The sequence below is a fragment of the Glycomyces mayteni genome (assembly GCF_042428885.1).
Classification (GTDB): Bacteria; Actinomycetota; Actinomycetes; order Mycobacteriales; family Micromonosporaceae; genus Glycomyces; species Glycomyces mayteni.
On sequence record NZ_JBHMBP010000005.1, the window covers coordinates 117,456 to 139,325 of the forward strand.

21 protein-coding genes are annotated in these 21,870 nt (G+C 73.0%); 15 read left to right on the top strand and 6 right to left on the bottom strand.

The window, feature by feature from the left end:
- Nucleotides 1-107 precede the first annotated feature (107 nt).
- On the bottom strand, nt 108-896 hold the full coding sequence (locus tag ACFFXY_RS22125) for an oxidoreductase (protein ID WP_382355837.1): 789 nt from the start codon (nt 894-896) through the stop codon (nt 108-110).
- 87 nt (nt 897-983) lie between these two features.
- Nucleotides 984-1,559: a TetR/AcrR family transcriptional regulator gene (locus ACFFXY_RS22130; RefSeq protein WP_382355840.1), complete on the bottom strand. Its 576-nt coding sequence runs from the start codon at nt 1,557-1,559 to the stop codon at nt 984-986.
- A 169-nt stretch (nt 1,560-1,728) separates the two neighbouring features.
- On the opposite strand from ACFFXY_RS22130, the gene ACFFXY_RS22135 reads away from it, so the two are divergent.
- The 5 genes from ACFFXY_RS22135 (at nt 1,729) to ACFFXY_RS22155 (ending at nt 6,200) form a co-directional block, all read left to right on the top strand.
- Nucleotides 1,729-2,547: an HAD family hydrolase gene (locus ACFFXY_RS22135; protein ID WP_382355843.1), complete on the top strand. Its 819-nt coding sequence runs from the start codon at nt 1,729-1,731 to the stop codon at nt 2,545-2,547.
- Between the two features lie 155 nt (nt 2,548-2,702).
- Nucleotides 2,703-4,037, top strand: coding sequence for a M14 family zinc carboxypeptidase (locus tag ACFFXY_RS22140; protein WP_382355846.1), 1,335 nt, complete (start codon nt 2,703-2,705; stop codon nt 4,035-4,037).
- A gap of 116 nt (nt 4,038-4,153) precedes the next feature.
- Nucleotides 4,154-4,387 carry a DUF1049 domain-containing protein gene (locus ACFFXY_RS22145; protein WP_382355849.1) on the top strand — a complete coding sequence of 78 codons (234 nt, stop codon included), beginning with the start codon at nt 4,154-4,156 and terminating at the stop codon, nt 4,385-4,387.
- 129 nt (nt 4,388-4,516) lie between these two features.
- Complete coding sequence (locus ACFFXY_RS22150) at nt 4,517-5,191, top strand: SDR family oxidoreductase (RefSeq protein ID WP_382355852.1); 675 nt, start codon at nt 4,517-4,519, stop codon at nt 5,189-5,191.
- A gap of 94 nt (nt 5,192-5,285) precedes the next feature.
- Nucleotides 5,286-6,200: an aminoglycoside phosphotransferase family protein gene (locus ACFFXY_RS22155; RefSeq protein WP_382355855.1), complete on the top strand. Its 915-nt coding sequence runs from the start codon at nt 5,286-5,288 to the stop codon at nt 6,198-6,200.
- Between the two features lie 137 nt (nt 6,201-6,337).
- Here ACFFXY_RS22155 and ACFFXY_RS22160 read toward each other — a convergent pair whose 3' ends face one another.
- Nucleotides 6,338-6,586, bottom strand: coding sequence for an SCO4848 family membrane protein (locus ACFFXY_RS22160; protein WP_382355858.1), 249 nt, complete (start codon nt 6,584-6,586; stop codon nt 6,338-6,340).
- Nucleotides 6,587-6,816: 230 nt separating this feature from the next.
- On the opposite strand from ACFFXY_RS22160, the gene ACFFXY_RS22165 reads away from it, so the two are divergent.
- Nucleotides 6,817-7,116, top strand: a complete 300-nt coding sequence (locus tag ACFFXY_RS22165) for a hypothetical protein (RefSeq protein WP_382355861.1) — start codon at nt 6,817-6,819, stop codon at nt 7,114-7,116.
- 15 nt (nt 7,117-7,131) lie between these two features.
- Here ACFFXY_RS22165 and ACFFXY_RS22170 read toward each other — a convergent pair whose 3' ends face one another.
- A complete protein-coding gene (locus ACFFXY_RS22170; protein ID WP_382355864.1) occupies nt 7,132-7,575 on the bottom strand; it encodes a MarR family winged helix-turn-helix transcriptional regulator in 444 nt (147 codons plus the stop codon).
- Nucleotides 7,576-7,753: 178 nt separating this feature from the next.
- Here ACFFXY_RS22170 and ACFFXY_RS22175 point away from each other — a divergent pair, with 178 nt between their 5' ends.
- The 5 genes from ACFFXY_RS22175 (at nt 7,754) to ACFFXY_RS22195 (ending at nt 13,244) form a co-directional block, all read left to right on the top strand.
- Nucleotides 7,754-8,629, top strand: coding sequence for an NAD(P)-dependent oxidoreductase (locus ACFFXY_RS22175; protein ID WP_382355867.1), 876 nt, complete (start codon nt 7,754-7,756; stop codon nt 8,627-8,629).
- Nucleotides 8,630-8,659: 30 nt separating this feature from the next.
- Complete coding sequence (locus tag ACFFXY_RS22180) at nt 8,660-9,355, top strand: type 1 glutamine amidotransferase domain-containing protein (protein ID WP_382355870.1); 696 nt, start codon at nt 8,660-8,662, stop codon at nt 9,353-9,355.
- 67 nt (nt 9,356-9,422) lie between these two features.
- Complete coding sequence (locus tag ACFFXY_RS22185; RefSeq protein WP_382355872.1) at nt 9,423-10,502, top strand: NADH:flavin oxidoreductase/NADH oxidase; 1,080 nt, start codon at nt 9,423-9,425, stop codon at nt 10,500-10,502.
- A gap of 226 nt (nt 10,503-10,728) precedes the next feature.
- Nucleotides 10,729-12,591: a glycoside hydrolase family 15 protein gene (locus tag ACFFXY_RS22190; protein ID WP_382355875.1), complete on the top strand. Its 1,863-nt coding sequence runs from the start codon at nt 10,729-10,731 to the stop codon at nt 12,589-12,591.
- Complete coding sequence (locus ACFFXY_RS22195) at nt 12,588-13,244, top strand: HAD family hydrolase (protein WP_382355878.1); 657 nt, start codon at nt 12,588-12,590, stop codon at nt 13,242-13,244. Before ACFFXY_RS22190 ends, ACFFXY_RS22195 begins: the two co-directional genes overlap by 4 nt.
- A 134-nt stretch (nt 13,245-13,378) precedes the next feature.
- Here ACFFXY_RS22195 and ACFFXY_RS22200 read toward each other — a convergent pair whose 3' ends face one another.
- Nucleotides 13,379-14,101 carry a TioE family transcriptional regulator gene (locus ACFFXY_RS22200; protein WP_382355881.1) on the bottom strand — a complete coding sequence of 241 codons (723 nt, stop codon included), beginning with the start codon at nt 14,099-14,101 and terminating at the stop codon, nt 13,379-13,381.
- An 80-nt stretch (nt 14,102-14,181) separates the two neighbouring features.
- On the opposite strand from ACFFXY_RS22200, the gene ACFFXY_RS22205 reads away from it, so the two are divergent.
- Both ACFFXY_RS22205 and ACFFXY_RS22210 read left to right on the top strand, forming a co-directional pair.
- Nucleotides 14,182-15,090 carry an erythromycin esterase family protein gene (locus ACFFXY_RS22205; RefSeq protein WP_382355884.1) on the top strand — a complete coding sequence of 303 codons (909 nt, stop codon included), beginning with the start codon at nt 14,182-14,184 and terminating at the stop codon, nt 15,088-15,090.
- Nucleotides 15,091-15,176: 86 nt separating this feature from the next.
- Complete coding sequence (locus ACFFXY_RS22210; RefSeq protein WP_382355887.1) at nt 15,177-17,201, top strand: hypothetical protein; 2,025 nt, start codon at nt 15,177-15,179, stop codon at nt 17,199-17,201.
- 52 nt (nt 17,202-17,253) lie between these two features.
- Here the strand turns inward: ACFFXY_RS22210 and ACFFXY_RS22215 are convergent, their stop codons facing one another.
- On the bottom strand, nt 17,254-19,320 hold the full coding sequence (locus ACFFXY_RS22215) for an MDR family MFS transporter (RefSeq protein ID WP_382355890.1): 2,067 nt from the start codon (nt 19,318-19,320) through the stop codon (nt 17,254-17,256).
- Between the two features lie 97 nt (nt 19,321-19,417).
- On the opposite strand from ACFFXY_RS22215, the gene ACFFXY_RS22220 reads away from it, so the two are divergent.
- A complete protein-coding gene (locus ACFFXY_RS22220) occupies nt 19,418-21,004 on the top strand; it encodes a cation:proton antiporter (protein WP_382355893.1) in 1,587 nt (528 codons plus the stop codon).
- Between the two features lie 92 nt (nt 21,005-21,096).
- Complete coding sequence (locus ACFFXY_RS22225) at nt 21,097-21,822, top strand: hypothetical protein (protein WP_382355896.1); 726 nt, start codon at nt 21,097-21,099, stop codon at nt 21,820-21,822.
- Nucleotides 21,823-21,870 lie beyond the last annotated feature (48 nt).

Below are 21,870 nucleotides of genomic sequence, written 5' to 3' on the forward strand. Positions count from 1 at the left end.
CACCCGTGATGCAACCGTGACACGACGGTCCGACAGTCCCTTTCTCGCACACCAGCCGCAGGACCCCTCCCGGGGGCGGGCGCGGCCGTGACCGCGCCCGCACTCCGCTACGCGGCCTTGAGGGTCCCGCCGTCGATCACGTGGTCGGCGCCGTGGATGTTCGCGGCCCGGTCCGAGAGCAGGAACGCCACCAGGTCGGCGACCTCCTCGGGCTCGCCGATGCGGCCCGACGCGATGCCGAACTGCGACGGGATGCCCGCCAGCAGGTCCGCGTGCGCGACCCCGAACGCCTCGGCGACCTTGCCGCCGAACCGCTCCTCGTCGCGCCACAGCGGCGAGCCGATGACCCCGGGGGACACCGTGTTCACCCGCACGCCCAGCGGCGCGACCTCCTCGCTGAGGCGCTTGGAGAACATCGTCAGCGCGGACTTCGCCTCGGCGTACCCGACCGGCGCGCCCGAGGGCACGCGCGCGTTCACCGACGAGACGTTCACGATCGCCCCGCGCCGCCCGATGATCCCCGGCAGCGCCGCGCGCGTGGTGCGCACCGCGCTGAACAGGTTGAGCGCGAACACCTCCGCCCACTGCTCGTCGGGGATGTCGAGGAAGCCGCCGATGACCATCCGGTCGGCGTCGCCGCCGCCGACGTTGTTGACCAGGAAGTCGATCCCGCCGACCGCCCGCTCGGCCTCGTCCACGATCCGCTCGGCCCCCTCGCGGGACGACAGGTCCGCGGCCACGGTGGCCGCGGCGGTCTTCTCCAGTTCGGGGGTGACGGTGCGGGCCGCGCCGACGACGCGGACGCCTTCCGCCGCAAGCGCTTCGGCGATCGCAAGGCCGATGCCCCGGCTCGCCCCGGTGACGAGCGCGGTCTTGCCGTTGAGTCCCAGTTCCATGGTGGTGCCTTTCGATGGTCATATTCTTGAACTTCAGGTCAAGAATCAGGGTGGGAAAAACGCCCTCTCGCGAGGGCGCGGTCCGGGCTAGAAGCCCGCCAGGGCGGACTCGATGATCCCGTGCAGCACGGGGCCGTCGTGGGTCCGGGCCATGACGCGCAGCCCGACGATCGTGTTCATGACGAGCAGCGCCTGCGAGCGCGCGTCCACCTCCGGCGCGACGTCGCCGTCGCGCTGGCCCCGCTCCAGCCGCCATGTCAGCAGCTCGATGGTGCGGTCGGTCATGCGCCGCACGGCCTCGGTGGCCTCGGGGTCGCGGCCGCCCAGCTCCAGCGCGGTGTTCGCCGCGAGGCAGCCGCGCCGCACCGGGGCGTCCAGGTCGGTGTCGACCAGGAACTCCAGGTAGGCCCGGATGCGCTCCTTGGCGGTCCCCGGCTCGTCCAGGTACGCCTCGGTCAGCTCCGAGCCGCCGCGGCCGTAGAGGTCGAGCGCCTTCCCGAACAGCTCGCGCTTGGACCCGAACGCGTGGTACAGGCTGCCCTTGCCCACGCCGGTGGCCTCGGCGAGGTCGGCGGGGGAGGTCCCCGCGTACCCGCTCGTCCAGAACGCCTCCATCGCCTGCGCGACGACCGCGTCCGGTTGGAATTCCTTCGGCCTGCCCATGCCGAGAAGCCTAACCCGTTCTTGACCCAAGGGTCAACAATATGGTGCCCGCGATCACCATGAATCTGCGACCGCTTGGGCCCGAACGGGTTCCGACCCGCTGAACGCCGCGTGTCGGCTCCCTGACGCGCCGGTTGCCGCGTTTGCCACGCCGGGCGATACTAGAGCGGTGCCCAGACCCCTCGCCATCGCCTCCGATCTGGACGGCACGCTGCTCGCCCCCGGCGGCGTCCTCTCCGAGCGGACCCGCGACGCCCTCGCGGCCGCCCGCGCCGAAGGCCTCGCCGTCGTCGCCGTCACCGCCCGCACCCCCTACGGCGTCGACGTGCTCACCGACCTCCTGCCCCTCCTCGACGGCGCGATCTGCGCCAACGGCGCCATCGACTACGCGCCCGCGACCGGCCGCATCCGCGTCCTGCGGTCGATCCGCCTCGGCGCCGCCCGCCGCGTCGCCGCCGCCGTCGCCGAGCGCCTTCCCGACGCCGTCTTCGCCGTCGAGACCGGCACCGGCATCATCGGCGAGGAGGCGTACCGCCCGCTCGTGGGCTCCACGAACTGGGACTTCGCCGCCACCGTGGACGCGGTCTTCAAGCGCGCCAAGCGGGCCGTGAAGCTCAAGGTCTACTGCGCCGAGCGCACCGGCGAGGAGATGGCCGCCGCCGTCGCCACCGCCGACCTCGGCGGCCTGTCGATGTGCCACTGGGGCGACTTCGGGATGCTCGACTTCAACGCCCGCGGCGCCGACAAGGCTTTCGGCCTCGCCTCCTGGTGCAAGGAGCGCCGCATCGGCCCCGACGAGGTGGTCGCCTTCGGCGACATGCCGAACGACGTGCCCATGCTCGCCTGGGCCGGGCGCTCCTACGCGATGGGCGACGCCCACCCCGAGGCCGTCGAGGCCGCCACCGACCGCACCGCCACCAGCGCCCAGGACGGCGTCGCACAGGTCATCGAAGCCCTCCTCGCAGGTGACACCGCCGCCGCGGCGTAAGCGCCCGGCCCAAAACCCAACGTCCACAACCGAATCCATTGTGTCCGAAATTGTCGGAAGTATCGGGACTTGTCGGTCAATTGTATGATTAGACTCCCTTTGGCCTCCCCTTCGGCGCGGCGTCACGATCGCCGGGCCGAGAAAGGAACGGACACATGCACATGAAGCGAAGGCTCGCCGCGGCCGGCGTCGCCCTGGGGGTCGCCGCGGCGGCCACCGGCGCCGCCGCCTACACCGCGCAGGCCGAACCCTCCGGTCCGTCCGCCTCCACCGAACCCGTCACCTGGACCGTCGACGGCCTCACCGCCGCCGACGTCGCCGAGCTCGAAACCCTCGGCTTCGACATCGCCGCCGAGCACGGCGGCGAAGCCCAGATCATCGGCGACGAGACCGTCGCCGACGACCTCCGCGCCCTCGGCCACGAGCCGGAGTTCTTCGACACCGTCTACAAGGAGCTCGGCGCCGCCGCCCAGCAGGACGGCACCTACTACGGCGGCTACCGCACCGTCGACGCCATCGAGTCCCACCTCCAGGACGTGGCCGACGCCAACCCGTCGCTCACCCGCCTCCACGACATCGGCGACTCCTGGCTCAAGACCCAGAACGACGGCGGCCACGATGTCTACGCCATCTGCGTCACCGCCATCGCCGACGGCGACTGCGAGCAGGACCCCGACTCCGCGAAGCCCCGCTTCTCCCTGATCGCCCAGATCCACGCCCGCGAGATCGCCACCGGCGAGATCGCCCTCCGCTGGATCGACAAGCTCGTCGAGGGCTACGGCACCGACGCCGAGGTCACCGACCTCCTCGACACCACCGAAGTGTGGGTCGTGCCCGTCGTCAACCCCGACGGCGTCGACGTCGTCTCCTCCGGCGGCGACGACCCGGTCCTCCAGCGCAAGAACGTCAACGACTCCGCGGGCAACTGCGGCTCCAGCGCCGGCATCGACCTCAACCGCAACTCCTCGTTCGAGTGGGGCGGCGACTCGTCCAACCCGTGCGCCGAGACCTACCAGGGCGCCTCCGGCGCCTCCGAACCCGAGACGCGGGCCGTCGAGGACTGGCTCCGCGCCCTCCACCCCGACCAGCGCGGCACGGGCCAGGACGACCCGGCCCCCGACGACGCCCGCGACGTGTTCCTGACGCTCCACTCCTACGGCGAGTACATCATCGTCCCGTGGGGCTTCACCTCCGACGCCGCGCCCAACGACGCGGCCCTGCGCGCCCTCGGCGCCGACATGGCCGAGTCCAACGGCTACTTCGTCGGCACCAACGACGACACCGTCGGATACAGCACCAGCGGCACCACCGACGACTTCGCCTACGGCGAACTCGGCGTCGCCGCGTTCACCTTCGAGGTCGGCCCCGACTTCGGGAACTGCGGCGGGTTCTTCCCCGCGTTCTCGTGCGTCGAGGACACCCTCTGGCCCGAGAACGAGGGCGCCCTCATGACCGCGGCCCAGGCCGCGGCCGCGCCCTACGCCGGCTAGACGCGCGTCCCGGCGGGCCCGGCCCGCCGGGACGCCCCGATTTCCCCGAACCGCCGCCCCGCCCCGCGGACCCGCCCATACTGACCGGAACACGGGCGCGAGGCGAGGAGCGGGCGATGGCCGACACAGGTGAAGCCAAGAGCGGCAGGGGCCTGCGCCGCCTCATCACGGCCGTCGTCATCATCGCGCTGGCCGTCTGGTTCATCCTCGCGAACACCGAGACCGTCGGCGTCAAGCTCTGGCTCGTCCGCGTCGAGACCCCCATGTGGATCATGTTCACCGTCATCTTCATCGCGGGCTGGGCCGTCGGCGCCCTCCTGCGCCGCCGCTCCGCGAAGAAGAACGCCTGACCTGCCCGATCGCCTCCAGCGCCCGCCGGTATGCAGCGTCCCTTCGGGAGTGGAGCGGACGACGGCAGCGCGGGGATGCGGGCGGCGCAACTGCTGCGGGCGGGTGCGGGGCGGGTTAGGGTGGGGCGTATGCATGTCGTCATCGCCGGAGGGCACGGGCAGATCGCGCTGCTCCTCACCGAGATCCTGGCCGCAGAAGGACATTCCGTCACGGGGCTGATCCGCAAGCCCGAACAGGCGGAGGACATCGCGGCGATCGGCGGGCGGCCGATCGTCATCGACCTCGAACAGGCCGACGCCGAGCACCTGGCGGGGCTGCTCGCGTCCGAGACCGACGGGTCCGTGGACGCGGTGGTGTTCGCGGCGGGGGCCGGGCCCGGGAGCGGGGCCGCGCGGAAGGAGAGCGTGGACCGGGCCGCGTCGGTGCTGCTGGCGGACGCCGCGGTGGCCGCCGGGGTGCGGCGGTTCCTCCAGATCTCCACCATGGGCGCGGGGACGACGCCCGATCCGGCCCGCGACGAGGTGTGGGCCGCCTACATCGAGGCGAAGACCGCCGCCGAGGAGGACCTCAAGGCGCGCGACCTGGAGTGGGTCATCGTGCGGCCCGGGGCGCTCACGAACGACGCGCCCACCGGGGCGGTACTGCTCGCCGACCCGCCCGCGGGGCGCGGGGAGGTCACGCGCGCGGACGTGGCCGCGGTGCTCGCGGAGCTCCTGCGGACCCCCGCGGTGACGCGGCGGGTGCTCGAACTCAGGGGCGGGGAGGACGCCGTGCCGGACGCCGTGTCCGCCTTCGCGTCCTGACACCGTCCGCAGTGGTCTGATTTCCCGCAGCAAACGCATATGCGGATTGCGTCGGCGAATCCGAGTGCTCGATACTGTACCGATGCGATTTGGTGTGGTTCCTTCCTCTGTCCGCCGCGACGTCCTCAACTGGCACGGCGAGTCGGGCCGCGCATGGCTCGACGACCTCCCCAGGACGGTCTGGAGCCTCAAGCGCACATGGTCCCTCCGGATGGACGGGCCGCCCTACGACGGCGGATCGCACTCCTACGTGGTCCCGGTGCGCCGCGAGGACGACTCCCCGGCCGTCCTCAAAGTCATCTACCGCGACGACGAGAACATCGGCGAACCGACTGCGCTGCACCGGTACCAGGGCGACGGGGCCGTCGAGCTGTTCGACTTCGACCCGGAGACCGGCGCGATGCTCATGGAGCGGGCCGTCCCCGGCAACCGCCTCAAGTCGACCCGCTTCTTCGGCCACAAGACGCCCGCCGCCGCCTGGCGCCGCATCGGGATCGCGACCGGCCTGTACCGGCGGCTCTGGCGCCCTTACGAACCCGTCGAGGGCTACCCGGAGCTGCCCGCGGCCACCGGGATGCTCGACGGCTGGCGCGCGGCCTACGGGGAGCCGACCGCCGAGGAGCGCCGCCGCCTCGGCGACGAGCGCCTGCGCGAGGCCGTGGCCCGCTGCGAGGACTTGGCCGACGCGCCCGAGACCGGCATCGGCAACCGCGACACGCACCTGACGAACATCGTGTCCGCCGAACGCGAGTCGTGGCTCGTCATCGACCCCAAGCCCTACCTCGCCGAGCGCGCCTTCGACGGCGGGTACTTCCTGTTCACGCAGGAGATGTACGGCCCGCACAGCGGCCGGGAGCTGCTCCGCGCGGTCGCCGACGGCCTCGGGGCCGACGCCGAGCGCGTCAAGGCCTGGGCGCTGCTGCGCTTCGCCGACTTCATCGCCCACGACGCCGACGAGCGCGAACTCGACGCCGCGTCGAAGGCGATGCGGGAGCTGGAGGACGCCTGAGCGGGGCCGCCGGGCTCCGCTCCCGGCGGTCCGCCACCGGAATCAAGCGCTTTCCGGCCCGAAAGGGTGAAAAAGATCCGGGTCGGATTTCCGACTCCGGGCCGAGTCGCGGATGAGTCGACCGGTCCCTTCAGGACTTATTTGGAGGCCGCGCGGCGGGCCGCCAGGAGTCCCCGCAGACCGATCGCGCCGATCGCGACGCCGAGTCCGAAGGACGTCACCGCGAGCGCCAAGTGGACCCAGAAATAGCCCGTCGGATCACCCGCGGCGTCGAAGGCGAGGCCGCTGACGTCCTTGAACAGATTCTTTACGAAGGTCGACCATACGATCAGCGACCACACGCCGAACGCGAGGAGGAACACGGAGACACCGCGACTGAGCTTCATCCGCCCAGTATCGGGGCCCCGCGGCCGCCCGGACATTCCGGGCGCGCCGCACCGGTCGCCCGTCACGTCCGGGCCCGATCGGGCCCCTTGCCGCCGACCGTCGCGCCGGGTCCGCCTACTATCCTGGGCATTGGAGACCCGGTGTCACTCTGTGCGGCAGTTGCGTGCATACCGTGGTCTGCGATGATGGAGACCGGATTGTCATCAATGCATGGAATGGCGGGCCCGGAATGAGCGGACCTGAGCACCCGATGCCCAGCGGGTATCCCGATCCCGAGACCGTGGGCTGGCTCCGCACTGAGGAGATCGAGTTCCTCGAACTCCACATCAGAATGACGATCACCCCCGGCGAGCGCATCGTGCAGCTGTGGGAGCTCGACGGCGGCCGCCCGGTCTCGTGGATCGGCAACGTCTTCCGCATCGACTCCGAGCCGCCCGGGCTCTACCTCAACCACAAGCACGAGAAGGGCCTCAGCCGCCCCCAGCGCGACGCCCTCGCCCGCATCGCCGCCAAGTTCTGGAAGTCCTGACTTCGCGATCGGCGGTCAGCCGAGCCGCTCCAGCGCCTCCACGAGCGGCTTGAAGTCCGGGTTCCCGCGGGCCTCGTCGAGCGCCTCGCGCAGCGCCGCGTCGTGGGTCGGCGCCGCCGCGGCCAGGAGCGCGCGGCCCTCGGCCGTGACGTCGGTGTAGATCCCGCGCCGGTCGTCCTTGCAGATGGTGCGGGCGAGGAGCCCGCGGTCCTCCATGCGCGTCACCAGGCGCGTGGTCGCGCTCTGGCTCAGCACGATCGCGTCGGCGACCTGCCGCATCTGGAGGTGCCTGCCCTCGGCCTGCCGGTCGAGGACGGTGAGCAGCGAGAGCTCGCGCACGCTCAGGCCGTGGTCGGCTTCGAGCCGCCGCCCGATGCGGTCGGCGATGCGCTCGTGCAGGACCGACAGGGCGCACCAGTGCTGCGCGAGTGCGGTCATGGTCTCCGGGGCAGCGGTCACGGTGCTCCTCCCTCGGGGTCGGGGTCGGTCGACCCATCCTAGCGTACGGCGGTATCCCCGGCGCGGCGAATACCATCGCTTGCAATAGCCCGCGTCTGCAAGTATCGTTGGCGGCGGAACGGGGCACCCGCGGCCCCGGAGTTCGGCAGACTCGACGCCGCGAACCGAAGGAGAACCGATGAGCGAACCGCTCCACATCGCCGTGCTCGGCACCGGCATCATGGGGGCCGCCATGGCCCGCAACCTCGCCCGCGCCGGGCACCGCGTGACCGCGTGGAACCGCAGCGGCGACAAGGCCGCGCCCCTCGCCGCCGACGGGATCGCCGTCGCGGGCACGCCCGCCGAAGCCGTCGCGGACGCCGACGCGATCCTCACCATGCTCTACGACGGCCCCGCCGTCCAGGAGGTCGTGGCACAGGCCGCGCCCGCCCTGCGGCCCGGCGTCCGCTGGATCCAGTCCACCACCGCGGGCCTCGACGGCGCCGCCGCGCTCGCGGCCCTCGCCGCTGAGCACGGCCTCGTGTACTTCGACGCCCCCGTCCTCGGCACCAGGGCCCCCGCCGAGGCCGGGCAGCTCACCGTCCTCGCCGCCGGGCCCGCCGACGACCCGGTCGCGAACGCCGTCTTCGACGCCGTCGGCGCCAAGACCGTGTGGACCGGCCCCGACGGCGCGGACGCCAGCGCCTCCCGCCTCAAGCTCGTCGCCAACAGCTGGGTCCTCGTCCTCACCCACGGCATCGGCGAGGTCCTCGCCCTCGCCAAGGGCCTCGGCGTCGACCCCCAGGGCTTCTACGACCTCATCCAGGGCGGCCCGCTCGACGCCGGGTACGCCCACGCCAAGGGCGCGCTCATCCTCGACGGCAGCACCGACCAGGCCAGCTTCGGCCTCGACACCGCCCTCAAGGACACCCGCCTCATCATCGCCGCCGCCGAAGCGGGCGGCGTCCGCCTCGACCTCGCCGAGGCCGGGGCCGAGCGCTTCCGCCGCGCCTCCGCGCAGGGCCACGGCGACGAGGACATGGCCGCGACCTACTTCGCGAGCTTCGACGAGTAACCGCACCAGGCACCAAAAGGGGGAACCACCATGGCGAAGATCCTGTTCATCATGACCGGCGCGAACGAGTGGACGCTGAACGACGGCACGAAGCACACCACCGGCTACTGGGCCGAAGAGGCCGTCGTCCCGCTCCAGGCGTTCAAGGACGCCGGGCACGCCGTCACCGTCGCCACGCCCGGCGGCGTCGTCCCGCCCGCCGACCCGGTCAGCCTCGACCCCGCACTCGCCGGAGGCGACGAGGCCCCCGCCCGCTTCCGCGAGGCCGTCGCCGCCGCGCCCGAGTTCGCCGCGCCCCTCGACCTCGCCGCGATCGACCTCACCGGCTTCGACGCCCTCTACGTCCCCGGCGGCCACGGCCCCATGGAGGACCTCTCCGGCGACCCGCACGCCGGGGCGCTCCTGGCCGACGCCCTCGCCTCCGGCAAGCCCGTCGGCCTCGTCTGCCACGGCCTCGCCGCGCTCCTGCCCGCCGCCGGACCCGACGGCGTCAACCCGTTCGCCGCCCACCGCATCACCGGGTTCACCGACCGCGAGGAGCACCTCGGCGCCTTCGGCGACAAGGCCCCGTGGCTCCTCCAGACCCGCCTCGAAGCCGCGGGCTTCAACTTCCAGGCCGGCGAGCCGTTCGCCCCCCACGTCGAGGTCGACCGGACCGTCGTCACCGGCCAGAACCCGCAGTCGTCCCGCGCCGCGGCCGACGAGCTGCTGAAACTCATCGGATAGACGTACCCTTGGGGCCGCCCGCACCGGCGGCCCCGCCCCCCGGACCGCCACTCACCTTGAAGGAACCATGACCAGCAACCTGTTCACGCCGCTCCACATCCGTGGGACCGAGTTCCCCAACCGCGCCTGGATGGCCCCGATGTGCCAGTACAGCGCCGACACGAGCGGCCCGGCCACCGGAGCGCCCAACGACTGGCACGTCCAGCACTACGGCTCCCGCGCCGTCGGCGGCACCGGGCTCATCCTCGTCGAGGCCACCGCCGTCACCGCCGAGGGCCGCATCAGCATCGGCGACCTCGGCATCTGGAACGACGACCAGGTAAGCGCCCACCGCCGCCTCACCGACCTCATGCGCGCCCACGGCACCGTCCCCGGCATCCAGCTCGCCCACGCCGGACGCAAGGCCACCTCCGACCTGGAGTTCAACGGCGGCCGCGCCCTCGCCGCCGACGAAGGCGGCTGGACCCCCGTCGCCCCCAGCGCCGTCGCCTTCAGCGAGTCCCGGCCCGTCCCGCACGCCCTCACCCGCGACGAGGTCGAGGGGATCGTGGACGCGTTCGCCGCCGCCGCGCAGCGCGCCCTCGACGCCGGGTACGAGGTCGTCGAGATCCACGGCGCCCACGGCTACCTCCTCCACGAGTTCCTCTCGCCCGTCTCCAACCGCCGCGACGACGAGTACGGCGGGTCCTTCGAGAACCGCACCCGCCTGCCCGTGCGGATCGCCGACGCCGTCCGCGCCGTCGTCGGCGAGGCCGTCCCCGTGTTCTTCCGCGTCTCCGCCACCGACTGGATCGAGCCCGAGGGCTGGACCGCCGACGAGACCGTCCGCCTCGCCGCCGTCCTCCGCGAGCACGGCATCGACCTCCTCGACGTCTCCAGCGGCGGCTCCGTCCCCCGCGCCGACATCCCGTCGAGCCCCGGCTACCAGGTCCCGTTCGCCGCCCGCGTGCGCCGCGAGACCGGCCTGCCGACCGGCGCGGTCGGCCTCATCACCGAAGCCCGCCAAGCGGAGAAGATCCTCGCCGACGGCGAGGCCGACGCCGTCTTCATCGGCCGCGAGATGCTCCGCGAGCCCTACTGGGCCCGCCGCGCCGCCGCCGAACTCGGCGACGAGGCCTACAAGCCCGCCCAGTACGGCCGCTCCTGACGCCGCCCCGGCTCCCGGCCCCGCGCCGGGAGCCGGATCAGTCCCCATGGGACGGTCCACCTGCGGCGCTCCTCAATCGACCGAAACGGTGCACTTCCGGCAACCCGCCCGTCCCGCACCCGCACCGGCCGGTGCGGAAACAGGACCGCCCGTCGCGCATCGAGGACCGCCCCACGTCGCACCCCGAACCGGAGTACGCTCCCGCCCAGGCGGAGAGGAGCGCACCATGACGGACCCGCGACCCGAGGGCGGACGCCCCATCGAGGACTACGCCCTCATCTCCGACCGCCACACCGGCGCCCTCGTCGGGACCGACGGCTCCATCGACTGGCTCTGCCGCCCCCGCTTCGACAGCCCCGCCGTCCTCGGCCGCCTCCTCGACCCCGACGCCGGCCACTGGTCCATCACCCCCGCCGCCCCCTACCGCACCGAACGCGCCTACGCCGGCGAGACGTTCGTCCTGCGCACCACCTTCACCACCGACACCGGGACCGCCGTCCTCACCGACGCGCTGGCGCTCGGGCCCGCCACCGAGGCCGGGCGCATCCGCCTCGCCGCCCGTGCGCCCATCGCCACCCTCCGCGTCATCGAATGCACCGCAGGCGAACTCGACGCGGACTTCGCGTTCCGGCCTCGCCCCGAGTACGGGCTCGTCAACCCGATCTTCACCCGCGTCCCCGGCGGCGTCCTCGCCACCGGCGGCCCCGCCCGCTTCGTCCTCACCAGCCCCGTCGACCTCGACTTCAGCGACGCCGGGGCCACCACCCGCCTCCACCTCACCGCGGGGGACCGGCTCCACTTCTGCGTCCAGACCGCCGACCTCGCGCAGGACCCGCCGCCCGCGTGGACCCCCGAGGCCGTCGCCGCCGCCATGGACGAGACGCTCATCGGCTGGCAGGACTGGCACGACGCCCACCCCGACTGGGACGGGCCCCTCGCGCCCCTCGTCAAACGCTCCGTCCTCGTCCTCGAAGCGCTCCGCTACCAGCCCACCGGCGCGATCGTCGCCGCCCCCACCACCTCCCTGCCCGAAGCCGTGGGCGCGGGCCGCAACTGGGACTACCGCTACTCGTGGGTGCGCGACGCCAGCTTCACCGTGCAGGCCCTCGCCGAGGCCGGATGCCACGGCGAGGCCGTCGAGTTCTTCGAGTTCATGACCCGCGCCGCCGCCCGCTACCAGCCCGAGCAGCCCCTCCAGATCATGTTCGGCATCGGCGGCGAGCACGACCTCTCCGAACGCGAACTCGGCCACCTCGCGGGCTGGCGCGGCTCCAGGCCCGTGCGCGTCGGCAACGCCGCGTGGCTCCAGCCGCAACTGGACGTCTACGGCGAACTCCTCGACGCCGCATGGCATCTGCGCGGCCACCTCCAAGGGCTCGACGAGCCCGCCCGGCGGTTCCTCACCGGCATCGCCGACGCCGCCGCCGACCAGTGGGAGCAGCCCGACCAGGGCATCTGGGAGTCCCGCGGCGAACCGCGCCACTACGTCTACTCCAAACTCATGTGCTGGACCGCCCTCGACCGGGCCGTGAAGTTCGCCGACCGGCTCGACGCCGCCGACCGCGCCCGCGACTGGGCCGCCGAGCGCGACCGCGTGCGCGAGGCCATCGAGACGCGCGGCTGGAACCCCCGCGTCGGCGCGTTCTGCGCGGCCTTCGGCGACGACGACCTCGACGCCTCCGTCCTCGCCATGCCCGCCTCCGGGTTCCTCCCCGGCGACGACGAGCGCCTGCGATCCACCGTGGACGTCGTCGACGCGCGGCTGCGCGACGCCCGGGGCCTCCTGCGCCGCTACGAGACCGGGACCGACGGCCTCGACGGCGCCGAAGGCTCCTTCGTCATGTGCACGTTCTGGCTCGCCCAGGCCCTCGCCCTCACCGGCCGCCCCGACCGCGCCGAGGCCGCGTTCGCGCTGGCCGCGGACTGCGCGAACGACCTCGGCCTGCTCTCCGAGGAGGTCGACACGGCCACCGGATCGATGCTCGGGAACTTCCCGCAGGCGTTCAGCCACATCGGGCTCATCAACGCCGCCATCGCGATCCGCGACGCTCGACGCGCCGGTCCGGGGCGGTTACCCTCGGTGCCGTGACGCTCTTGATGATCGACCTCGACAACACCCTCATCGACCGCGACGCGGGCTTCCGCACCGGGCTGACCGCGCTCCTGGCCGCGCACGGCCACGCCGCCGACCACGCCGAGTGGATCATGCCGATCGACGACCGCGGCTACGCGCCCCGCCCGGTCGTCGCGAGGGCCATGCGCGACCGCCTCGACTTCGACCTCACCGAGGACGAGCTCATCGACGCCCTCTACCGCGGCTCGCGCGACAACGCCCGGCTCGCGCCCGCGACCGCCGACGCGATCGCGCGCGCCCGCGCCGCGGGCCACCGCGTCGTCATCGTCACCAACGGGCCCGTCGAGGGCCAGTTCGGGAAGATCCGCAACGCCGGGCTCGACGAGCTCGTGGACGCGTGGACCATCAGCGGGGCCGTGGGCGCCGACAAGCCCGAGGCCGCGCCGTTCCGCGCCGCGGCGGCCGCGGTGGACGGCTCGCTCGCCGACGCGTGGATGATCGGCGACCGCGGCGACGCCGACATCCTCGGCGCCCACCGCCTCGGCGTCCCCAGCGTCTGGCTCCGCCTCGGCCGCGAGTGGACCATTGCGGACTACCGGCCCACGCACACCGCCGACTCCGTCGCGGAGGCCATCGACCACGCCGCGAACGCCCCGCGAGTGTCGTGAACCCGTCTCAGCCGCATCGCGAAAGCCCCTCAAGGGGCCCGCTGCGCCCGTTAGCGTCGGCATGGACGGCCCACCGATGCACCGGCGGTGACCGTGCAGCGGCCGCGGGCCCTACGCCTGCGGCCGCTTGGCGTTCACCGCAGTTCGAGGTACGCGCTGAGCCGCGCGGCCGCATCCAGCATCGCCAGCCCCCGCCGCGTCAGCCGCCCCCGCCAGTCCTCCAGGGACTCCGCGAGGGCCGCGGTGCCGCCCGCGGTCCGCACCTGCCGTACCACCGACGCGATGTGCTCCAGCGGGTACCCGCCGCGCCGCAGCAGGTGCGCCAGCTCGGCGTCGCGCACGTCGTCCCACTCGAACCGCCGGTACCCGGTGACGCGGTCGCGCGCGGGGGAGAGGATGCCGGCCCGCTCCCAGTTCCGCAGCGTCGCGGGCGTGACCCGCAGCCGGTACCCCAGCTCGCCGACCGTGAACGGCGCGAACCGCTCCGGGGCCTCGGGCTCGGCCAGCCGCGCCACCGAGGCCGTGACCGCGTCGAGCGTGGCCCGGTCGCGCAGGAGCTGCTCGTGCCCGCGGTCGATCACCATGAGCACCTCGTCGATACGGCCACTGTGGACGGCGTGCATGGCCTCCCCGGCGACCGCGTGCCCGTACGCGCGCACCAGCGCCAGGAACGCGCGCAGCGCCGCCGCGTGGACCCCGGTGTAGACCCGGTAGCCGCTGCGGGTGCGCTCGGCGGGCGGCAGGAACCCGTCGCGCTCGTAGTTGCGCACGGCCTGGGCCGTCAGACCGTGCTCGCGCGCCAGGTCGGAGGGGCGCAGCCTGAGGGAGTCCAGCTCGGAGCGGGGTCGTTCCACCACGGTTTGAGACTCTACCCCACCGTCGCGAGTTCAGAGCCGGTCAAAGTCTCAACCCTTCTTTCAACGATACGTTTCAAGGCATGCAGACCGACCAGACCACCGCAGCCCACGACGTCATCGGCCTCGGCGAGCGCGCCCACGGCGACTCGCCGCACGCGGAGGCCCGCGCCGACCGCGTCCTGGGCCTCGTCGCGCAGGGTGCCCGCTCGATCGTGCTCGAGTCCGACCGGGTCGCGGCCTTCGCCGTGGACGACTACGTCCAGGGCCGCACCGCCTCCCTCGACACCGCCTTGAGCGAGGGGTTCACGCACGGGTTCGGCGCGTTCGCCGTCAACCGCCGCCTCGTCTCCCGCCTCCGCGAGTGGAACGAGGACCGGGCCCCCGGCGACCGGGTCGCGTTCCACGGCATGGATGCGCCCCTCGAATTCACCGCCGCCAGCCCCCGCGCGTACCTCGAACACGTGCGCGACTACCTCGGCCTCGACCTCGACATCGCCGCGCTCACCGGCCCCGACGAGACCTGGAGCAGCACGGAGGCCGTCACCGACCCGGCCGCCTCGCCCGGCGGCACGCCCGCGGCGCAGCGGCTCCGCGCCGTCGCCGACGACCTGCACGCCGCCCTCTACACCGGTGCGCCCGCACTGATCGCCGCCACCTCGCCCGAGGCGTGGCACCGCGCGAGGGTCAACGCCGCCACCGCGGCCGGGCTCCTGCGCTACCACCGCCAGGCCGCCGAGCCGCTCCCCGAAGCGGAGCGCTGGAGCCGCCTCTCGGGCGTGCGCGACGCCCTCATGGCCGGGAACCTCCTCGACGTGCGGGCCCTCGAAGCCGACCGCGGCCCCACCGTCGTCCTCGCCCACAACATCCACCTGCAGACCACCGAGAGCCGCATGGAGATGGCGGGCATGAACCTCACCTGGGCCGGGACCGGCGCCATCATCGCGGCCCTCCTCGGCCCCAAGTACCTGTTCGTCCCCGACGAGGACTGATTCGGGCCGCGGCTGCGTTCCCCGTCCGCGTCGGCGCCGCCGCCGTCGGTGCGGCGCGGCGCGCACCGGAGGATAGGGTTTGCCACGTGGAACTGCACGTTGCGAAGTCCGGATCCGACACCGCCGCCGGAACCGCGGAGGACCCCCTGCTCGGCATCGGCGCGGCCGCGGCCCTGGCGCGGCCCGGCGACACCGTCGTCGTGCACGAAGGCGTGTACCGCGAGTGGGTCAACCCGCCCCGCGGCGGCACGGCCGACGCGCCCATCACGTACCGGGCCGCCGTCGGCGCGGACGGCCTGTTCGAGTCGGTCGTGATCTCCGGCGCCGAGCCGGTCGCCGACTGGCGGCCCTGGCCCGGCGCCGCGGACGTCTGGACCGCGACGGTGCCGAACACGCTGTTCGGGGAGCACAACCCCTACACCGAGCGCATCGGCGGGGACTGGTTCTTCGACCGCGTCAACACCTGGCACACCGGCGAGGTGTACCTCGACGGCAAGTCCATGTACGAGTCGCCGACCCTCGCGGGCGTCGAACGCCCCGAGGCCACCGCGGACTCCTTCGACCCGGCGGGCTCCCTGCTGACCTGGCACTGCGAGGCGGGCGAGGACACCACGACGATCTGGGCGAACTTCGGCGGCGCCGACCCGGCCGCGCACGAGATCGAGATCAACGCCCGCAAATTCGTCTTCTGGCCCGCTGCAACGGGAATCGACCACATCATCGTGCGCGGCTTCACGTTGACCAAGGCCGCGACCCAGTGGGCGCCGCCCACCGCGCTGCAAGAAGGGCTCATCGGCCCGCACTGGTCCAAGGGGTGGGTGATCGAGGACAACACGATCACCGACTCGAAGAACGTCGGCGTCTCCCTCGGCAAGGAGGCGAGCACCGGCCAGAACGAGTGGACCGCGGGAACCAGGGGCGACAAGGGCGGCACGCAGCGCGAACGCGAAGTGATCCAGCGCGCGCTCGCCCTGCGCGGACCCGCCGCGGGCGAGCCGCACCCGTGGCACCGGGACCACGTCGGCTCCCACACGGTGCGCCGCAACACGATCCGCGACTGCGAGCAGGCCGGTGTCGTCGGACACCTGGGCGCGGCGTTCTCGACTGTCGCCGACAACCACATCTCCCGCATCCACGTCAAGCGGCAGTGGCACGGCGCCGAAGTGGCCGGCATCAAACTGCACGCCGCCATCGACACCGTCATCAGCGGGAACACCGTCCACCACACGCACCGGGCCCTGTGGCTCGACTGGCAGGCCCAAGGGACGCTCGTGCGGCGCAACGTCTGCTACGCCTCCACCGCCGAGGACTTCATGGTCGAGGTCTGCCACGGACCGTACCTCGTGGACTCCAACGCGTTCCTCTCGCCGTGGGCGGTCAAGGACATGTCCACCGGCGGCGCCTACGTGCACAACTACTTCGCGGGCCGCATCGCGAACTGCACCGAGCACCAGCGGTACACCCCGTACCACCTGCCGCACTCCACGGCCGTCCACGGCGTCGCCAACATCCTCGGCGGCGACGACCGGTTCTACAACAACCTCTTCGTCGGCGACGGCGCCGCGGCCGAAGCCGCCGAACCTGGTTCTGAGCCCGTGCTCGCGAGCTTCTGGAACGGCGCGATCGACATCGACGGCGTGCCCGGCCAGGCGGCCTTCACCCCGACCCCGGTGGGCACCTCGCAGTACGACGCGTACCCGACGCCGCAGGAGTACCCGCACGAGGACGGCAGCCCGCTGGCCGGGCCGCGCCTGCCGGTGCGGGCCGAGGGCAACCTGTACGCGGAGGGGGCCGAGCCGTTCCGCGCCGAACCCGAGCCCCGCGTCGTCGGCGCCGCGCCGGTGCGCATCGAGGTCCACGACGCCGAGGCGGGCGCGATCCGCGTCGAGGCGTCCGGGGCCCTCGACCCCGTCGCCCCGGTGACGACCGCGCGCCTCGGCATCAGCTACCAGGCCGAGACGGGCTACACCGACCCCGACGGGTCCGATCTGGACTTCGGCACGGACCTCGCCGGCGCCCCGCGCGGCGAGGCCGTTCCCGGCCCGTTCGCGGCGCCGTCCCCCGGCACCCGGATCGTCCCCGCGCCGGGCCCGGCCCGCCGGCCTTCCTGACCTCGCCCCCCGGCATCGGCCCGCCGCGCCCGTTCACGGCCGCGGAGCGGCCCTAGGCGCCCGCGTCGGCCTTCGCCTGGCGGTCGTCGGCCTCCTGGAACGACTCCTGCTCGGCGATGTCCCGCGCCAGGTGTGCGACGGACCGGTTGAAGACCTCGCGGTCCTGCGGGTCGCGCAGGTTCCAGTCGTCCAGGTGCCGGTCGAGCCAGCGCTTCCAGGCGGCCACGAACAGCTCGAACTCGGCGCGGCCGCGCGGCGTCAGGCTCAGGCGCCCCGCGTCCACGGCGAGGAACCCGTCCCGCACGGCCTGCACGAACACCGGTTGCAGCACCTGCGGCGGGAGCCGGTGGGCCGCGGCGATCTTCGGGAGCGTCGCCTCGAACCCGGCGGTCTGGCGCATGTAGACCTGCCGCAGGGCCCAGGACCCGGCCCGGTCGAGCGCGCTCGCCCCGGACGCGGACTCGTACACCTCGGTGTAGACGGTGCGCCGCTCCCGGCGCATCACGTCGGCGACCATGCGGGCGAGCCGCTCCTCCGACGGGGACGGGTCGGGGGCGGCGAAGCCCTCGCCCATGTCGACCGCGCGGCCCCGGGCCGCGTCGTGCAGCGGCCGCTCCTGGAGGAACCACGCCACGAGGAACCCGAGGACCGCCACCGGGACGGTCCAGAAGAACACGAAGTTGATCGAGTCGGCGTACGCCTGCACGACCGGCGCGATGACGTTGTCGGGAAGCTCGTGCAGCGCACCGGGACTGGCCGCCGCGGCCGGGTCGATCCCCGACTCGGCGTACGCGGTCCCCAGCAGCGGCGTCAGGTGGTTGGAGAACATCGTCCCGAAGATCGCGGTGCCGAACGTGGAGCCGACGGTCCGGAAGAACGTCACGCCCGAGGTCGCGGCGCCCATCTGCGCGTACGGGACGGTGTTCTGCACGGCGATCGTGAGCACCTGCATCGCCAGGCCCAGGCCCAGGCCGAGGACCAGCATGTACGCCGACTCCAGCCAGATGCTCGTGCCCGGGCCCATCGTGGACATCAGGTACAGGCCCACGGCCATGAACGCGGTGCCGAGGATCGGGAAGACCTTGTACCGCCCCGTGCGGCTGACGAACGCGCCCGAGAGGATCGAGGTCGTCAGCATCCCCGCGACCATCGGCAGCGTCCGGTACCCCGAGACCGTGGCCGAGACGCCGTCCACGTACTGGAGGTACGTCGGCAGGAACGTCATCGCGCCGAGCATCGCGAACCCGACGATGAAGCTGAGGATCGAGCACACCGTGAACACCGGGTTCCCGAACAGCCACATGGGGAGGATCGGCTCGGCGGCCCGCCGCTCCACGAACACGAACACCGTGAGCGCGACGACGGCGCCCGCGAACATCCCGATGATCGTCGCCGAGCCCCACGCGTACTCGTCCCCGCCCCACTCCAGCGCCAGGATGAGCAGCGACGTGCCGATCGCGACGAAGATGAGCCCCCAGTAGTCGATGATCGGCTTCACCGCCGACCGCACCCGCGGCACCGTGGCCGCGGCCATCGCGATCATGACCACCGCGATCGGCACGTTCACGTAGAAGCACCACCGCCACGACAGGTGGTCGGTGAACAGCCCGCCGAGGGTCGGCCCGAGCACTGTGGTCACGCCGAACACCGCGCCCATCGCGCCCTGGTACTTCCCCCGCTCGCGCAAGGGGATCACGTCGGCGATGAGCGCCATGGCGGTGACCATGAGTCCGCCGGCGCCCAGGCCCTGCACGGCGCGGGCGACGATGAGGAACACCATGTCGTCGCTGAACCCGGCGAGCGCCGAGCCGCCGACGAACACGACCGCGCTGATCTGGAAGATCACCTTGCGCCCGAACATGTCGCCGAACTTGCCGACCACCGCGGACGCGATCGCCTCCGCCAGCAGGTACGACGTGACGACCCACGCCATGTGCCCCGCGCCGCCCAGGTCCGCGACGATCGTCGGCAGCGCCGTCGAGACGATGGTCTGGTCCAGCGCCGCCATGAGCATGCCGAGCAGGATCGTGGTGAACACGAGGTTCCTGCGGGACTTGCTCAGGACCGGCGGCGCGGGCTCCGCCGCGGCGGGCCGCTCGGCGGTGTCGACAGTGCTCATAGGGCGAACGATAGCGGCAAATCATCCCATAAATGCCGGATCGGCGGCCGTCCCCGCGGCCTAAGATCGCTCCAGGCACAACCGAACCGGAGGCCGGATGGAACTGGTGGCGATCCTGTTCGCCCTCACCGTGGGCGGGCTGCTGCTGACCGCCGCCGCCGAGTGGATGCGCGTCCCCGCGCCCGTCCTCATCTGCCTCTACGGGCTCGCCCTCGGCCTCGTCCCCGGCATGCCCGCGCTGCAGCTCGACCCCGAGCACCTCCTCCCGGTGCTCCTGCCGCCCCTGCTGTGGGCCGCGGCCCGCAAGTACTCGTGGCGCCACTTCGCCGCGAACTGGCGGCCCATCGTCTTCCTCGCGGTGGTCCTCGTCTTCGTCACCGCCGCCGCGGTCGCCCTCGTGGCCGCCGCGATCAGCCCCGTCCTGCCGGTCGCCGCCGCGATCGTCCTCGGCGCGATCTGCGCCCCGCCCGACGCCGCCGCCGTCAGCGCCATCGCCGACCGCCTCGGCCTGCCCCGCCGCCTCGTCACCATCCTCGAAGGCGAGGGCCTGTTCAACGACGTCACCGCCCTGACCCTCTACAACGTCGCCGTCCTCGGCGTCGTCACCGGCTCGGTCTCCGCGGCCTGGTCCGCGGGCCTGTTCGCCTACTCCGCGGTCGCCGCCGTCGCGGTCGGCATCGGCGTCGGCTGGGTCCTCGTCAAGCTCGGGTCCCTCGTGGACGACAGCCGCGTCGTCACCGCCCTCGGCCTCACCGGCCCCTACATCGCCTACCTCCTCGCCGACGGCGTCAAGGCCTCCGGCGTCCTCGCCGTCATCTGCGCCGCGTTCTACCTCGTGGCCCGCTCCAACGACCCCGACGACTTCGAGGGCCGCCTCGTGCAGGGCTCGGTGTGGGAGGTCCTGGAGACCGCCCTGAACGCCCTCACGTTCGCGATCGTCGGCATGGAGCTGGTCGACATCATCCAGGCCGTCGGCGACGGCGTCGACGAGCTCCTGTGGAAGGCCCTCGCCGTCGCGGGCGCCGTCATCGCCGTCCGGGCCCTGTGGCTCGGCCTCGCGATCGTCCTGGGCCGCATGGGCGTCGGCTGGAAGCAGCTGGGGGAGCACCCGCGCCTCGCCGTCGTCACCGCCTGGGCCGGGATGCGCGGCGTCGTCACGATCGTGACCGCGCTGGCCCTCCCCGAGACCACCGCCGACGGCGCCCCGTTCCCCGGCCGCGAGCAGATCCAGTTCCTCGCCGTGGTCGTCGTCATCGCGACGCTCCTGGCCCAGGGCCTCACCCTGCCCGGCCTCATCGCGTTCCTCGGCGTCAAGGCCGACACCGACAAGGAGACCGAGGCCGTGCGCGACATCATGGTCGAGGCCGGGAAGGCCGCCACCCGGCGGCTGCGCGAACTGCGCGCCGAAGGCGAAGTGGACGACGAGGTCGCCGCCCGCATGGAGCAGTGGTACGACCGCCGCGCCGAGAAGATCGCCTCCCTCGTCGAGGACCGCGAGGACCCCGAGACCGAACGGCTCGTGGAGCGCTTCGACGCCATGCAGCGCATCGAGGGCGAGATGATTTCCGCGTCCACGGCCCGGCTCCTCCAGATGCGGGCCTCGCCCGGCCACGACCCCGCCCTCATCGACCGGGTCCTCGCCGCCCTCGACCACCGCGCCGTCGGCCGCAACCGGGGCGCGTGATCCCAGGGCGTATCCGGAGAATCCGGACACGCCCCAGCCCGCCGGTATGTCGCTGCCGGGCCCGGCGCCCGTCCGCCCGTACGGTGGCGCTTGTGGAGAGACGAGACGCGAGCGCGGGCCGCCGCGCGGCGGCCGCGGCGATCGGGGCCGCGGCCCTCGCGCTGGCCCTGACCGGGTGCGGCGCCGGCCAGCACGCCGAGACCAGCAAGATGCAGACGGCCATTTCCGGGGTGGACGCGGACGCGGGGTACGTGGCCCTGCGCGACGTCCAGATCGACTTCGGCGACGCCGGGAACTACCGCGAGGGCGGCCAGGCGCCGCTGCGGGTCTGGATGGCCAACAAGGGCCAGGAGACCGTGACCCTCGTGGCCGTCACGAGCCCCGTCGCCGAGGCCGTCACCCTCGCGACCGAGGTCGTCGCGGTCGAGGAGAGCCCTGCCGAAGAGAGCCCGTCCGAGGAGAGCCCCTCCGCCGAGGAGAGCCCGTCCGCGGAGGCGACCACGCCCGGCGAGGACGCCGGCGCGTCCCCGAGCGAGGACGCCTCGCCCGGCGCCGAGGAGACCGTCGCGGAGCTGGTCGGCGAGCGCGAGTTCGCGGTCGAGCTGGCGCCCTCCGACTACGCGCGCCTGGCCCCGTCCACCGGCTCGTTCCTCCTCCTCGAAGGCTTGAAGGAGGACGTCACCATGGGCACCCGCGTCGAGGTCGCGTTCACATTCTCGAACGGCGAGACCGTCGTGCTCGACGTCCCGATGGGCATCCCCGACGTCCCGGGGGAGCGCACCTACTTCGGCGACCCGCACGAGCCCGCCGCCGAATAGGCCGCGGCCCCAGCGCCTTCGACGGCGGTCCCGCACCCGCGGGGCCGC